The sequence below is a fragment of the Stenotrophomonas sp. 364 genome, from assembly GCF_009832905.1.
Classification (GTDB): Bacteria; Pseudomonadota; Gammaproteobacteria; order Xanthomonadales; family Xanthomonadaceae; genus Stenotrophomonas; species Stenotrophomonas maltophilia_AP.
Genome location: NZ_CP047135.1, coordinates 1,884,468 through 1,898,357 on the forward strand (window position 1 = coordinate 1,884,468; position 13,890 = coordinate 1,898,357).

13 protein-coding genes are annotated in these 13,890 nt (G+C 68.3%); 8 read left to right on the top strand and 5 right to left on the bottom strand.

Annotated elements, in window-relative coordinates; all coding sequences use genetic code 11:
• The first annotated feature begins 26 nt into the window (after window positions 1–26).
• The 5 genes from GQ674_RS08700 to GQ674_RS08720 all read left to right on the top strand — a co-directional run bounded on the left by GQ674_RS08700 (window position 27) and on the right by GQ674_RS08720 (window position 5,108).
• Window positions 27–1,982 (top strand): DUF3857 domain-containing protein, encoded by a 1,956-nt coding sequence (locus tag GQ674_RS08700; RefSeq protein ID WP_201290234.1) that lies wholly within the window; start codon window positions 27–29, stop codon window positions 1,980–1,982.
• A gap of 113 nt (window positions 1,983–2,095) precedes the next feature.
• The gene (lolA, locus tag GQ674_RS08705; RefSeq protein ID WP_159496727.1) at window positions 2,096–2,734 is read left to right on the top strand and encodes an outer membrane lipoprotein chaperone LolA; all 639 of its coding nucleotides are present in this window, start codon (window positions 2,096–2,098) and stop codon (window positions 2,732–2,734) included.
• A 313-nt stretch (window positions 2,735–3,047) separates the two neighbouring features.
• Entirely contained in the window at window positions 3,048–4,349 is a 1,302-nt protein-coding gene (locus tag GQ674_RS08710; protein WP_236546228.1) for a replication-associated recombination protein A, read from the top strand.
• The gene (gene crcB / locus GQ674_RS08715) at window positions 4,349–4,747 is read left to right on the top strand and encodes a fluoride efflux transporter CrcB (protein WP_159496729.1); all 399 of its coding nucleotides are present in this window, start codon (window positions 4,349–4,351) and stop codon (window positions 4,745–4,747) included. Before GQ674_RS08710 ends, crcB begins: the two co-directional genes overlap by 1 nt.
• Before the next feature lie 88 nt (window positions 4,748–4,835).
• Window positions 4,836–5,108, top strand: a complete 273-nt coding sequence (locus GQ674_RS08720) for a hypothetical protein (RefSeq protein WP_137189459.1) — start codon at window positions 4,836–4,838, stop codon at window positions 5,106–5,108.
• Here the strand turns inward: GQ674_RS08720 and GQ674_RS08725 are convergent.
• The 4 genes from GQ674_RS08725 to GQ674_RS08740 form a co-directional block, all read right to left on the bottom strand.
• Complete coding sequence (locus tag GQ674_RS08725; protein WP_159496730.1) at window positions 5,101–7,395, bottom strand: ATP-binding protein; 2,295 nt, start codon at window positions 7,393–7,395, stop codon at window positions 5,101–5,103. The two genes, GQ674_RS08720 and GQ674_RS08725, sit on opposite strands and share 8 nt — an antisense overlap.
• Complete coding sequence (locus GQ674_RS08730; RefSeq protein ID WP_159496731.1) at window positions 7,392–8,018, bottom strand: response regulator transcription factor; 627 nt, start codon at window positions 8,016–8,018, stop codon at window positions 7,392–7,394. Before GQ674_RS08730 ends, GQ674_RS08725 begins: the two co-directional genes overlap by 4 nt.
• Window positions 8,019–8,200: 182 nt before the next feature.
• Window positions 8,201–9,082 carry a LysR substrate-binding domain-containing protein gene (locus GQ674_RS08735; RefSeq protein ID WP_236546229.1) on the bottom strand — a complete coding sequence of 294 codons (882 nt, stop codon included), beginning with the start codon at window positions 9,080–9,082 and terminating at the stop codon, window positions 8,201–8,203.
• Between the two features lie 70 nt (window positions 9,083–9,152).
• Entirely contained in the window at window positions 9,153–10,121 is a 969-nt protein-coding gene (locus GQ674_RS08740; protein WP_159496733.1) for a YafY family protein, read from the bottom strand.
• Window positions 10,122–10,241: 120 nt separating this feature from the next.
• On the opposite strand from GQ674_RS08740, the gene GQ674_RS08745 reads away from it, so the two are divergent.
• Window positions 10,242–10,847 (top strand): glutathione S-transferase family protein, encoded by a 606-nt coding sequence (locus tag GQ674_RS08745; RefSeq protein WP_159496734.1) that lies wholly within the window; start codon window positions 10,242–10,244, stop codon window positions 10,845–10,847.
• A 144-nt stretch (window positions 10,848–10,991) separates the two neighbouring features.
• Window positions 10,992–12,437 (top strand): amidohydrolase family protein, encoded by a 1,446-nt coding sequence (locus GQ674_RS08750; protein WP_159496735.1) that lies wholly within the window; start codon window positions 10,992–10,994, stop codon window positions 12,435–12,437.
• Window positions 12,438–12,494: 57 nt separating this feature from the next.
• On the opposite strand, the gene GQ674_RS08755 is transcribed toward GQ674_RS08750, so the two are convergent.
• Window positions 12,495–13,082, bottom strand: a complete 588-nt coding sequence (locus GQ674_RS08755; RefSeq protein WP_159496736.1) for an NAD(P)H-dependent oxidoreductase — start codon at window positions 13,080–13,082, stop codon at window positions 12,495–12,497.
• 76 nt (window positions 13,083–13,158) lie between these two features.
• Here GQ674_RS08755 and GQ674_RS08760 point away from each other — a divergent pair, with 76 nt between their 5' ends.
• Window positions 13,159–13,767, top strand: a complete 609-nt coding sequence (locus tag GQ674_RS08760; RefSeq protein ID WP_159496737.1) for a TetR/AcrR family transcriptional regulator — start codon at window positions 13,159–13,161, stop codon at window positions 13,765–13,767.
• Window positions 13,768–13,890: the final 123 nt, after the last annotated feature.

A 13,890-nucleotide genomic window follows, 5' to 3' on the forward strand; every position in this document is an offset into this window, starting at 1 on the left:
CGGCACCCCCGTCCCAAGGAAGCGCAATGAAGCCGATGCTCTGGTTGATGGTGGGTGGACTGACCCTGGTCGCAGCCGCCGCGCATGCCGGCGTGACGCCGGCAGTGCCTGCCGCATCCCCGGCCGCCGCGGCACCTACAGGGCAGGGCGCCGACGCGCAGGCCAGCAACAACTACAGTTTCGTACGCTATCGCGCCGACTATGCCGTGCGGCCCGATGCGGGCAACGTGCAGACCGAAGAGTACGAGATCCTGCTCAAGACCAAGGCAGCGGTCGAGCAGTTCAGCCAGGTGCGCCTGAGCTACAGCGAGAAGATGGAAACGCTGGAGGTGCTGGCGGCCTACACGTTGACCGCCGACGGCCAGCGCCGCGACGTGCCGGCCGATCGCATCTACACACAGGAAAGCTACTCCAGTGCGGCCGCCGCCATGTATGCCGACCGCAAGGTGCGGGTGGTGGTGTTCCCCAACCTGGCGCCCGGCACCCGGGTGGTCTACCAGACCCGGCGCACCCAGAACACGCCCTATTTCCCCGGTTACTTCGGTCTGTGGGAGACCTTCAGCGTGTTCACCCAGTACGACGATGCGCAGGTGACGCTGTCGGCGCCGGCCACCATGCCGATGTTCGTGCAGCAGCGCGGCGTGCAGGGCAGCGATGTGCCGACGATCCGCAATGGCCAGGCCCGCTGGCAGTGGCGTTACCAGCGTCGCGTGCCGATGCAGACGCAGAACTGGTCGGCGGCCGCCTGGGAGTTCAGCCCGAACATCATGGCCAGCACGTACCGCGACTGGGCCCAGGTGGCCCGCGCCTACCAGCTCAAGGGCGGCGAGGCGGCAAAGGTCACGCCGGGCATCCAGGCGCTGGCCGACCAGCTCACCGCCGGCATCGGCGACCGCCGCGAACAGGCGGCGGCGCTGTACCGCTGGGTCTCGCAGAACATCCGCTATGTGGCGGTGTACCTGGGCAACGGCGGGCTGGAGCCGAACCCGGCGCAGAGCATCCTCGACAACCACTACGGCGACTGCAAGGACCACGTCGTGATCCTGGAGGCCCTGCTGGCCGCGCGCGGCATCCAGAGCACGCCGGTGCTGATCGGCGCCGGCGGCGGGCCGACCCTGCCGGCCATTCCCCTGCTGGGGCGCTTCAACCACGCCATCACCTACATTCCCGAGTTCGACCTGTACCTGGACTCCACCAGCGCCTACGCGCGCTTTGGCCAGTTGCCCGATGGCGACCTGGGCGCGCCGGTGCTGCTGACCCGCCAGGGCACCGTGGCGCGCACCCCGGAAAACGATGCCGCGCGCAACGGCAACGGGCTGGAGGTGGACTTCCGTTTCGATGCGGCCGGCAACCTCGGCGGGCAGACGGTGCAGCAGCCCAGCGAAATCAGTGAGATCGGCATGCGCGCCTCCTTCGCCCGGCTCAATGCTCAGAACCGCGCCCGCGTGGAGGAGTCGATCATGGCTTCGTCCGGCTTTGACGGCAGTGGTGCGCTGACGTTGCTGGGCGACCCGCAGGACCTGACCCGGCCGTTCAACTACCGCTACGATTTCCACGCCAGCGACTACGTGGATTTCAGCGTAGTCGGCGGCATGCCGCTGCCCGATGCGCCCGGTGGCGAGTCGTTCCGTGACATTTACGCCACCACCTCGGCGCCGGGCAACGACACGCCGTTCTACTGCACCGACAGCCTGCGCGAGGAAAGCTACCGGCTGCGGTTCCCGGCCGGCGTGCCGATCGTGGCCATCCCGCGCAGCCAGCAGTTCCGCAACGCCGCCGGGGAATACCAGCTCGACTGGACCCGCGACGGCCAGGTGGTCATTGCCCGGCATCGCCTGCACCAACGGGCGGTGCGCGGTCCGCAGGCGCTATGCCAGCCGCAGGACTACATCGCTTTCCGCGCGCTCTACCAGCAGGTGCGGCGTGGCTTCCGTGGGCAGGTGGTGTATGGCGACCTGAAGACGGTCCAGGCCGGCCCCTGACGGCGCAGTGGATAGGCGGGCGCGGCGGCGGGGCGCATACTATCCCTGATCGCCCATTCAGCTTTGGCTGGGCACACTGCTCTCCATCCTTCCCATCTGTTCGGATACCGCGCATGCACACCACTTTCCGTCGCTACCTGGTTGCCGCCACCCTGGTCATGGCCAGCGTGGGATCAGCGTCTGCCTGGGCCGGCGCCCGTGATGAGCTCAACCGCTTCACCCAGGGCCTGAAGGGCCTGGACGGGCAGTTCAGCCAGCAGGTGTTCGACAGCAAGGGCAAGGTCAAGGAAAACACCAGTGGCCGGGTCGCGCTGTCGGCGCCGCGCCTGTTCCGTTGGGAGTACATCAAGCCGCACGAACAGCTGATCGTGGCCGACGGCAAGAAGGTCTGGGTGTATGAAAAGGACCTGGAACAGGCCACGGTGCGCCCCCAGGGTGCCGAAGAGCAGAACAGCCCGCTGACCGCGCTGATCAACCCGGCACTGCTGGACAAGCAGTACGACGTCAGTGAAGAAGCGGCCGCCCGTGACGGCCTGCAGTGGCTGGCGCTGAGCCCCAAGCGTGAGACCGATACCGCCTTCCAGTACGCCGCGCTTGGCTTCAATGCGCAGGGCCTGGCCCGCATGGAAGTGGTGGATGCCGTGGGTCAGCGCACGGTGATCACCTTCACCGGCTGGAAGCGCAACCCGTCCTTCGCCGCGGGCACCTTCACCTTCGTGCCGCCCAAGGGCACCGACGTCATCGGCCAGTAGAGCCGGGCTCTGCCCGGCTTGGTAGGAACGCGCGAAAGGCAGAGACGTAGAGCCGGGCTCTGCCTGGCTTGGTAGGTACGCGCGAAAGGCAGCGACGTAGAGACGGGCTCTGCCCGGCTTGGTAGGTACGTGCGAAAGGCAGCGACGTAGAGCCGGGCTCTGCCCGGCTTCGTGGCCGCGCGCGAACGGCTGCCGGGCATATCCCGGCGCTGCGGGCAGGTCGATGCATGGCCGGCCACGGTAGAATAGGCGCGTGGCCAGAAACCGAACGACATTCAACGGGCCCGATCTGCTGACCGTGGATCGGGACAACATGCGTCCGCTCGCCGAGCGGATGCGCCCGCAGACGCTGGACGAGATGGTGGGCCAGAAGCGCCTGCTCGCGCCCGGCAGTGCATTGCGCCGCGCGGTCGAGTCCGGGCACGTGCACTCGATGATCCTGTGGGGACCGCCAGGCTGCGGCAAGACCACCCTGGCGCTGCTGCTGGCGCACTACGCCGATGCCGAATTCCGTGCGATCTCGGCGGTGCTGTCCGGGCTGCCCGAGGTGCGCCAAGTGCTGGCCGAGGCGGCGCAGCGGTTCGCCGACGGGCGCCGCACGGTGCTGTTCGTGGACGAGGTGCACCGCTTCAACAAGGCCCAGCAGGATGCCTTTCTGCCGCACATCGAGCGCGGCACCATCGTGTTTGTCGGCGCCACCACCGAAAACCCGTCCTTCGAACTGAACTCGGCGCTGCTGTCGCGCTGCCGCGTGCATGTGCTGGAAGCGGTGTCCCCGGCCGACATCGTGGAGGCGCTGGAGCGCGCGCTGGACGATGCCGAGCGCGGGCTGGCGGCCGAGCCGGTGCAGGTGGCGGCCGAGTCGCTGCTGGAAATCGCCACCGCTGCCGATGGCGACGTGCGCCGCGCACTGACCCTGCTTGAAATTGCCGCGGAACTGGCCGGCGGCGACGGCGGCACGATCACGCCGGACATGCTGCAGCAGGTGCTGGCCGACCGCACCCGGCGGTTCGACAAGGGCGGCGAGCAGTTCTACGACCAGATTTCGGCGCTGCACAAATCCGTGCGCAGCTCCAACCCCGACGCCGCGCTTTACTGGCTGACGCGCATGCTGGACGGCGGCTGCGACCCGTCCTACCTGGCCAGGCGCCTGACCCGCATGGCGATCGAGGATATCGGCCTGGCCGACCCGCGCGCGCAGTCGATGGCGCTGGAAGCCTGGGACATCTACGAGCGGCTGGGCAGCCCGGAGGGTGAGCTGGCCTTCGCCCAGCTGGTGCTGTACCTGGCCAGCACCGCCAAGTCCAATGCCGGCTATGCCGCCTTCAACCAGGCCAAGGCCGACGTCCGCGACAGCGGCACCGAAGAAGTACCCCTGCACCTGCGCAACGCGCCGACCAAACTGATGAAGAACCTCGGCTATGGCGCGCACTACCAGTACGACCACGACGTGGAAGGGGGTATCGCGCTGGACCAGACCGGGTTCCCGGATGCGCTGGGCGAGCGCGTGTACTACCAGCCGGTCGCGCGCGGGCTGGAAATCAAGCTGAAGGAAAAGCTGGACCGGCTGCGCGCCGCGCGTGAACAGGCCCGCGCCGACAAGGGCGGGCAATGATGGACGGCCTTACCCTCTGGTGGCAGCAACTGGGGCTGGTGATGGCTGGCGGTGCGCTGGGCGCGGCCCTGCGCTTCATGATCGGTGACGCGATGCTTCGCCAGTTCGGTCACGGGTTTCCGTGGGGCACGTTGACCGCCAACCTGGTCGGCGCGTTCGCCGCGGGCTACCTGATGATGTGGTTGCAGAGTCGCGGCAGCCAGGCGGCGTACTGGCGCGCGTTCCTGATCGTGGGGCTGCTGGGCGGGCTCACCACGTTCTCGGCCCTGATGATGGAAACGCTGGTGTTCGCCCGTGCCGGGCGCGGCGCACTGGTGCCGCTGTATCTGGGCGTCACCCTGGTGGGCGGGATGCTGCTGGTATGGCTGGGCGCGCGCCTTGCCGAAGCGACGCGCTGAAAGCAAAACGCAGAAAACCGCGCAAAAGGCTGGATTAAAGTGATGTCTCACGATATGGTGCGCGCCCCCGTTTGCATCTTCGTCCGTCATGCGCGATGAACAAGACCCCGGCACCCTGGAGCTGATGCTGCCGCGCAAGCGCGGCCGTCCGCCCACGTTCGGCTATGCGATGACCGATGCACAGCGCGCGGCACGTTACCGTGCGCGTCGCGCCGGCCAGGCCGATCACGCCGATGTGCGCAGTTGCAGCGACATGGTGCTGCTGGACAAGATCCGCGCGGCGATCACCAGCAAGGATCCGGAACTGACCGGGTTTCTGGTGCACGTGCTGTGGCAGCGGTATCCGTTGCAGCTCAAGTAGGATGCTCACGCTGCAGGGCGTGGGCGTGGGCGTGCGCACGCAGGTGGGCCAGCAGCCGGTCCGCTTCGTCCCAGTCGCTGGGCGCATCCAGCGGTAGTTCGTGCAGGTCTGCCGCGGTATCGGCCAGCGTCTCGCGTCCCAGCATGCGCAGCACCCCGGCCAGCCGATGGGCATGGCGGCGCAGCGCGGCGATCTGTCGCTGGTCGCGCGCCTGCTGCAACGCACACACCTCCTCCTGCAGAGATTGCACATACGACGCCCACATCGGGTCGTCGTTGTCCACGGCGTGGCTGCCGCCCGACCCCGGCGCGATCTCCACATCCAGCACTGCCAGCAATTGCGCCGGGTCCAGCGGTTTGTACAGCACCGCGTCCATGCCACTGCTACGGCAACGCTGCACATGCGCAGGCGAGCTGGAGCCGGAGAACGCCAACAGACATGCCGGCGGACCGGGCTGCAGGGCTTCGGCATCGCGCAGCCGGGTCGCCAGCTCATAGCCGCTCATGTCCTTCAGGTCGCAGTCGATCAACACCACGGCACTGGGCGCGGCACGCTGCGCGCGCAGGGCGCTGGCAGCATCGCCGCACGTCTGGACCGTGGCGCCGAGCGCGCGCAACTGCCGCGCGACGAAGGTCCGGTTCAGTCGGTGGTCTTCGATCAGCAGCAGGGTGCGGCCTGCAAGCGGGGCGGGAGGTGCAGCCGGCAGCGGCGGCCGGACCGCGGTGGGCAGGCAGACGTCGAAACGACTGCCCTGACCGGGCGCACTGTGCAGTGTGATCCGACCCTGCAGGGCGGCCACCAGATCGTGGCAGATCGACAGCCCCAGCCCGGTGCCACCCGCATCCGGCGCGTGGTCGGCATGGGACTGCGCAAAGGGTTTGAACACGCTGGCCTGGTGTTCGGCGGGAATGCCGATGCCGGTGTCGCGGATGGTCAGCTGCAGCTCGGCGCCACCGGCGCGCCGCTGCACCGACACCGCGACATCGATACGGCCCTGCGCGGTGAATTTCAGTGCATTGCCGAGCAGATTGTTCAGGATCTGGCGAAGGGCGGCGGCATCGATCCAGAGCGGTGGCAGCGGGTCCGGGCTTAGTGTCAGGTCCAGGTGCAGGCCCTTGGCGTGGACGCTCGGGCGCACCGCGGCGAGGCAGTCATTGGCCAGTTGCTGCACGTCGTGCCAGTCCGGCGCCGGTTGGAACTGCCCGGCGGCCATCCGCGAATAATCCAGTGCGTGGCCCAGCAGGTGGCGCAGGCCGGTACCGGCGGCGCGCGCCGCGTTGACCAACTGGCGTTGGCCGGCATCCAGGCCGGACTGGCTCAGCAGATCCACCGACGCCACCAGCGCCTGGGCGGCATTGCGCACCTCGTGGCTCATCACGCCAATGAAGCGCGCCTGGCGGCGCTCGTTGCGCTGGGCGGACTGCTGGGTCCGCAACAACCAGAAGGTGGCGGCCAACAGCAATGACAGCAGCGCGCCAGCCCCCAGCACCTGCCACTGGTAGTGCCGGACCAAGGTGCCCAGTGGCGGAATGCTGAGATAGGTGTTTCGGGCCAGCTGCTGCAGTATCTGGGCATGCTGCTGCGGGGTGATGGCCTGCATCGCCGCATCGATCTCAGCGATCATGCCGTCATCTGCGCCGCGCGCCACCAGGTGGATCGTTGCGGGCAGGTCGTCGGGGGCGCGTTGCAGCAGCAGGCTGCCGAACTCCCGGCGCGCCAATGGCCGCATCAGTACGTCCAGCCCCACCGCGGCGTCGGTGACGCCGTTCTCCACCGCCGACAACGCATCGGGCAGGTCGGTCACCGCGATCACCTGCAGTTGTGGGTAGTGCCGGCGAAGCCAGCTGCCATAGCGGCTGCCACGGACCACGGCGATGCGATGGGGCGCGCCGTCGCCCAGCACCACCTGCGCCCGCTGCGCGTGCCGGCTGGCAAGCAGCGCCTCGCCGCGGTAGTAGGCGGGCGAGGCGGCCAGCGCGCACGGCGGCTGCTCGGGCAGGCCGACCATCAGCATCAGGTCGGCGCGCTCATCGCACAACGCCTGCACCGCTGCCCGGCTGGAGGGCTCCATGTGCTCGTCGAAGTGCAGCCCGGTGTGCGCCGTCACCAGTGCGGCGTAGCCGTGCGCCAGGCTGGCGTGGCGGCCCGGCATGGCCTCGCGTGAGAGCGTGCGGTACTGCCCCGGGTCGAGCGCTACCCGCACCGTGCGGGGTGCAGGGGCCGCACCAGCGGGCAACGGTGCGGCCAACAGGGCGATCACCAGCAGGACGTGCCAGTGCCCGTTCACAGCGGTGCCAGTTGCGGGCGCAGGGTGAACAGGTCGCGATCGCTGCGCAGGCCCAGCTTGCGGAACGCGGCGTGCTTCTGGGTGCTGATGGTCTTGATGCTGCGATGGCGGTGCAGGGCGATCTCGCTCACGGTCAGGCCGGACAGGCACAGCCGCAGTACATCGCGTTCGCTGCGTGACAGGGTGACGTCGGGACCTGCCTCGCCGAACTCGGCCGGCACCCTGCAGTGGCCATTGGCCACCTCGGCGACGGCGTCGGACAGGGCATCCAGGCGCTCGGTCTTGGTCACCATGCCGGCCGCGCCGACGCGCAGCACCGACGACAGCAGCACGCGGCTGGCGTGGGCGGTGAACAGCAGCACACGCACGGCGGGAAAGCGGTCCCGCAGCAATGCCAGCAGGTCGTTGCCGGTCAGGTCATCGCTACCCAGCGTGTAGTCGACCACCGCCACGTCCACGGGCGTGCGTTGCAGTGTTTTGATCAGCTCGTCGCTGCGCGCGTGGCTGCCGACGACGTCGAACCGGGGGTCGGAGGAAAGGTGGACGAAGCTGCCGTGCCGGACAACATCGTGGTCGTCGAGCAGGGCGATCTTCAGGGTGCAGGGGGTGGCCTGTCCGCTCATGGGATCTGTTTGCTGTTGGACAAAGGAAAGCACGCTAGCGACAGTGTTTCGGAATTCTCCTCGCTTGGCTGTGCGGCAATGCCGCTTCCTTGCGTAATTGCGACGATTCCTATGGCCAGATCGCGAGCGCCGTCACTATCCAGTCGGATCGCTGTCACTCAACCCCGTGCCGCGCGCAGTGCTCAGCGACGTTCGCGATCGAGCAGCCGTGCGAAGCGTGCGGCCAGTTCACCCACCAGCGGATCGGCGTTGGGCCGATGCAGCAGGGCGATTTCCATGCTTTCCACCGGCGGCAGGCCCTGTCGCCGGGTGAGCACGCGATGGTCGCTGATGGTCGCGCGCGCGGGCAGCAGGCTGATGCCCATGCCGTCGGCAACCGCGCCCTGGATGCCGCTGAGGCTGGAACTGGTGAAGCTGATGCGCCAGCGTCGGCCCATGGCCTCGACGGCGGCGATCAGATCGTCGCGGTACAACCCGAGCGGCGGGAAGGTTACCAGTGGGATCGGGTCCAGGCCGATGCAGGGGCTGCGGGCGCTGTCGATCCAGCGCATCGGCTCGGGCCAGCAGGCCACGGCCTGCCGGCTGTTACGGCGTTGCTTGATGAGCACCAGGTCCAGTTCGCCGTGGTCGTAGCCATTGGCCAGGTCCCGGCTCAATCCGCTGGTGACCTCCAGTTTCACCTGCGGGTGGCGGCGATTGAAGCTGGCCAGCAGGCGGGTGGTGCGGGCATTGACGAAATCCTCCGGCACCCCAAGGCGCACGATGATCGCCACGGTCGCCCCGGCCAGCGCCTGCAGCATCTGCTCATTGAGGGCCAGCATCTGCCGCGCGATGCCCAGCAGGGTCTGCCCGGCATCGGTGGGGTGCACTTCGCGATTGCCGCGCACCAACAGCGGATGTCCGGCCATGTCTTCCAGGCGGCGGATCTTCTGGCTGATCGTCGACTGGGTGGAATGCAGGCGCGCGGCCGCCGTGGTGAAGCTGCCGCAGTCGGCGACGGTGACGATGGCGCGCAGCAGGTCCAGGTCGAACAGGCTGCGATTGGATGTGGCGGGGGAAGTCACGGTGCCATCCGCATCTGGCAGGGGCTGGAGTTCTAGCATGGCGCCGTGGGGGCGGCAAACGCGGCGCGTCTCAGCCGCCGCTGCGTGCCAGGCTGCGGGCCACCCGTTGCCCGGCATCGCGCAGCTTGTCCTGCAGTTCCGGCGGACCCAGCACCTCGAATTCCAGATCCATTGCCATCAGCCAGTACACGATGGCGCCCACCGGGTTGGCGCTACAGCGCAGCAGGCAGCGCTGCGCGTCGACGTGTTCCAGTTGTCCGGCCGTGTCGGGGATCTGTCGGCGCATCGCGGCCAACGGCGCGTGCAGGATGATCCGCGCCGGTTCGCTGGATTGGGCAAGCGACAGCGACTGGGCCACCCAGGTGCGCAAGTCACCATCGCCCGGGCCCGCACGCGGGCTGAAGTGCGCCCCGACCACCGGTGCGGCGGTGATGCGGTCGATGCGGAAGGTGCGCCAGTCTTGCCGGGTGGTGCACCAGGCCACCAGATACCAGCGCCGATCGGTATGCACCACGCCTTGCGGTTCCACCCGGCGCTGGCTCGCCTGATCGTTGCGGTCGGCGTAGGCCAGGTGCAGCTGCAACTGGTCGCGGCAGGCGCCCGCCAGCACGGCCAGCAGTCCGGCATCCACCACCGGGCCGGAAGGACCCAGCGGCAGGATCGCCGACCCAAGTGCATCCAGCCGCCGGCGCAGACGCGGTGGCATGACCTGTTCCAGCTTGACCAGCGCGGTGATCGCGGTCTGCTCGATGCCGCTGACGGTGCCGGTCACGGCGGTGCGCAGGGCCACGGCCGTGGCGAGGGCTTCGTCGTCGTCCAGCAGCAGTGGGGGCAGGGCGCGCCCCGCACGGAACGCATACCCGCCGGCCACGCCGCTGCTGGCCTGGATCGGGTAGCCCAGCTGGCGCAGGCGGTCGATGTCGCGGCGCAGGGTGCGCGGATGCACCCCGGTTCGCTCTGCCAAGGCGGTGCCGGGCCAGTGTGGCCGCGATTGCAGCAGGGACAGCAGGCTGAGCAGGCGGGTCGAGGCGGTGAGCATGGCGGCAGTGTGCGCGACGATCGCGGACAGAAGGTGTCCTCAATGGTGGCTAGCCTGTGGGTGTGGTGCAAGGCCCGCGCGGCAGCACCGTCCATCCAGTCCAACCACACGGAGTTCCGCATGTCCCTCGTCTTCTATTGGCACCCCATGTCCAGCGCCACCCCGGTCGCCTGCGCCCTCGCCGAACTGGCCGTGCCCCATGAACGCGTCCGGATCGACATCCGCACCGGCGAACAGCGCACGGCGCAGTACCTGGCCATCAACCCCAATGGCAAGGTGCCGTGCCTGGTGGTCGATGGCACGCCGTTGTTCGAGGGCCTGGCCATCCTGCAGTGGCTGGGCGCGCAGCATGGCGTAGCGCAGGGGCTGTGGCCGCAGGACGGTACGCCCGAACGCCTGGAGGCGCTGTCGTGGACCACTTGGGCCTACGTGACCTATGCCGCGTTGTTGAACCGGCTGTGGCTGGCCACCCGCGACGAGGCGTTGCGCAGCCATGAGCACGCCGCTGCGGCACTGGCCGGGGTCAACGAGCTGCTGGATCTGTTGGAGGCGCGGCTGTCAGGGCGTGAATGGATGCTGGGCGAGGCGTACTCGCTGGTCGATCTGGTGGTGGGGTCGGTGGTGGGCTACGGCGTTTACTTCGGGGCCGACGTCGAGGCGCATCCGCAGGTCAAGCAGTGGTTGGGCCAGCTGCAGGCCCGTCCGGCGATGCAGGGCGAGGTTTAAGGTTGCCGGCACTGCCCGGCCGCGTACGCGGCCGGGCAGTGCCTTGCATTCGATTGCTGCATGTCGAACATGCTGAGATTTAACTGGTGCATGTCATCGCCAGCGCCGTATGGTGGCGCTGACTTCCCTGATCGTGCCCCGCCAATGAAACCCTCGCTGTGCGCCTTGCTTCCGACCCTGTTGATGCTGGCTGCGCCGGCCTTCTCCGCCGAGCAGGCCGACCTGATCATCCGCCAGGCCACGGTGGTCGATGTGGAGCATGCCCGCACGCAGTCCAACCAGAGCGTGGTGGTGCGCGGCGCCGACATTATCGCTGTTGGCGAGGACAAGACAATCGCGCGGCAGTGGCGGGCGCCGCGCCAGGTCAATGCCAAAGGCCGCTACCTGATTCCCGGTCTGTGGGACATGCACGTGCATTTCGGCGGCGGCCCGGAGCTGATTGAAGAGAACAAGGCGCTGCTGCCGCTGTACATCGCCCATGGCATCACCACCATCCGGGATGCCTCCGGCGATCTCCCCGCGCAGGTGCTGCAATGGCGGGGGCAGATCCGCGACGGCAGCCTGATGGGGCCGCAACTGTTCACCTCCGGCGCCAAGATCGAAGGAGTGAAGCCGGTCTGGAAGGGCACCATCGAGGTCGGCAACCAGGCTGACCTGGATGCGGCCTTCGTGCGGTTGAAGGAAGACAAGGTCGATTTCGTCAAGATCACCGACAGCACGCTGAGCCCGGACCTGTTCCTGGCGGCGGTGCGCGGTGCGCGTGCCAACGGGCTGCGTGCCTCGGGCCACATTCCGATGGCATTGACCGTGCAGCAGGCAGTGGACGCCGGCATCAGCTCCATCGAGCACCTGGACTATGCGTACAAGGCCGGGGTCAAGAACGAAGCGGAGATTGCAGCAGCCTTCGCGGACAAGCGCATTGATCGCGCCGAAGCCAATCGGCAGCTGGACGCCGGCTTCGACCGGGACACGGCGATGGCGGCCTACCGCGGCTTCGCGGCCAAGGGCGTATACGTCACGCCCACGCTAAATGGCGGGCGCATCCTGGATTTCCTCGACCAGGACGACCATGCCAACGATCCCTACCTTGCCTACATCGGGCCGAAGCTGCAGGCGACCTACGCCTGGCGCGTCGAGCGCGCCGCCAAGGCGACGCCGGCGCAGATCGAGGCGCGTCATCGCGAGTATCACCAGGTAGCCGCGGTGCTGCCGATGCTGCAGCAGGCCGGGGTCACGATCATGGCCGGCACCGATGCCGGCTTCCTCAACTCGTTCAACTATCCCGGTATCGGCCTGCACGACGAACTGAGCCTGTTCGTCAAGGAAGGCCTGACCCCTGCGCAGGCACTGTCGGCGGCAACGCGGGCAGGGCCGTCGTGGTTCGGGGCGCTGGATCGCTATGGCGGCATCGCGGCGGGCAAGGCCGCCGACATGGTCCTGCTGGACGCCAACCCGCTGCAGGACATCACCGCCACCCGGCGCATCGACACCGTGCTGCTGCGTGGCCAGGTGTACGACCGCAAGGCACTGGATGGGCTGCTGGAACAGACCCGTGCCAAGGTGGCGGCGTGGCAGGCCGCAGCGAAGTGAGTGCGTCGTTCCGGCAGTGAGCGGCCGGGGCGGCGTGACGTTGCAGCGCGCCGTGCATCAGCGCGCGGCGATGGCGCGGCCCAGTGCCGCGCTGGCCTCCAGGTGCGCGTCCGGCGCGGAGGTGTCAACTTCCAGCAGCAACGTGGACGACACCACCGGTGCGCCGCAGTAGTCGAAGATGCCGGTGTCGATCTGGGTCTTCATGGCGGTCTCGTACCCGCGTTTGGTCCACGTGCGCTGGTCTGCGCCGCCGAGGCCGACCAGATGCACCTGCAGGCGTGAGAGCTTCTTCTGCACGCGGCCGCTGCTGTCGTCGTAGGCCCAGCCGTTGGAAAAGACCCGGTCGATCCAGCCCTTGAGCTGGGCAGGCATCGCCCACCAATACACCGGAAACACCAACACCAGCGTGTCGGCACGGTCCAGTCGGGCCTGCTCGGCCAACACGTCGGTGGGGAACGGCTGCCGCCGCTGGTGGCCGTCCAGGTCGGCCCGGGTGAAGCGCGGGTCGAAGCCTTCGCTGGCCAGGTCGGCCATTTCGACGGTCGCGGTGGGGTGGGCGCTGGTGATCCCGTCGCGGATGTGAGCGGCCACGGCGTGGGTGAGGGAATCCGGGCTGGGATGCGACGTGACGATCAGGGTGTGCATGGGGGAATCCTGCTGACGGGGGAGGGTGTATACTTTTGGTAAGTTACATCCAGTAAGTTACGATTGGTATATAGTCATGTCAAGCCGCCTGCCTGAACCTCCGGATGCCGCACCCCGCCGTCGGCTGAGCCGCGCCGACCGCCAGCAGCAACTGCTGACCGAGGCGTGGCGACTGGTGCGCGAGGAGGGCACCGATGCGCTGACGCTGGGGCGGCTGGCCGAGCGCGCCGGCGTGACCAAGCCGGTGGTGTACGACCATTTCGGCACCCGCGCCGGATTGCTCGCCGCCCTGTACCGCGATTTCGACGCGCGCCAGGACGTGGTGCTGCAGACGGCACTGGCTGCCGCCGGCCCGACCCTGCAGGAAAAAGCCAAGGTGATCGCGCAGGCCTACGTGGCGTGCGTGCAGACCCAGGGACGCGAAATTCCCGATGTGGTGGCGGCGTTGGCGGGCTCGCCGGAGCTGGCGCGCGTCAAGCGCGAGTACGAGACGGTGTTCCTCGAGCAGTGCCGCGCGCTGCTCGCGCCGTTCGCGCGTGATCAGTCGCTGCCGTCGGTTGGGTTGTGGGGAATGCTGGGCGCGGCGGAAGGGTTGTCGTATGCCGCCGTGAACGGCGACATCACCGCGGCGCAGGCGCAGCGTGAGTTGGCCGAGACGATCGTGTGGATGGTGACGCGCGCCTGAGCGCAGGGTTGCGACAAGGCGTGGCAGCGCGCGTTGCTTATGACGAATGCGTGTCTGCATATGCCACGCGGCGCAGCGGCGACACCGAAAAGGCGTGCGTAGTTCCCTGCTGCCTGTGTCATC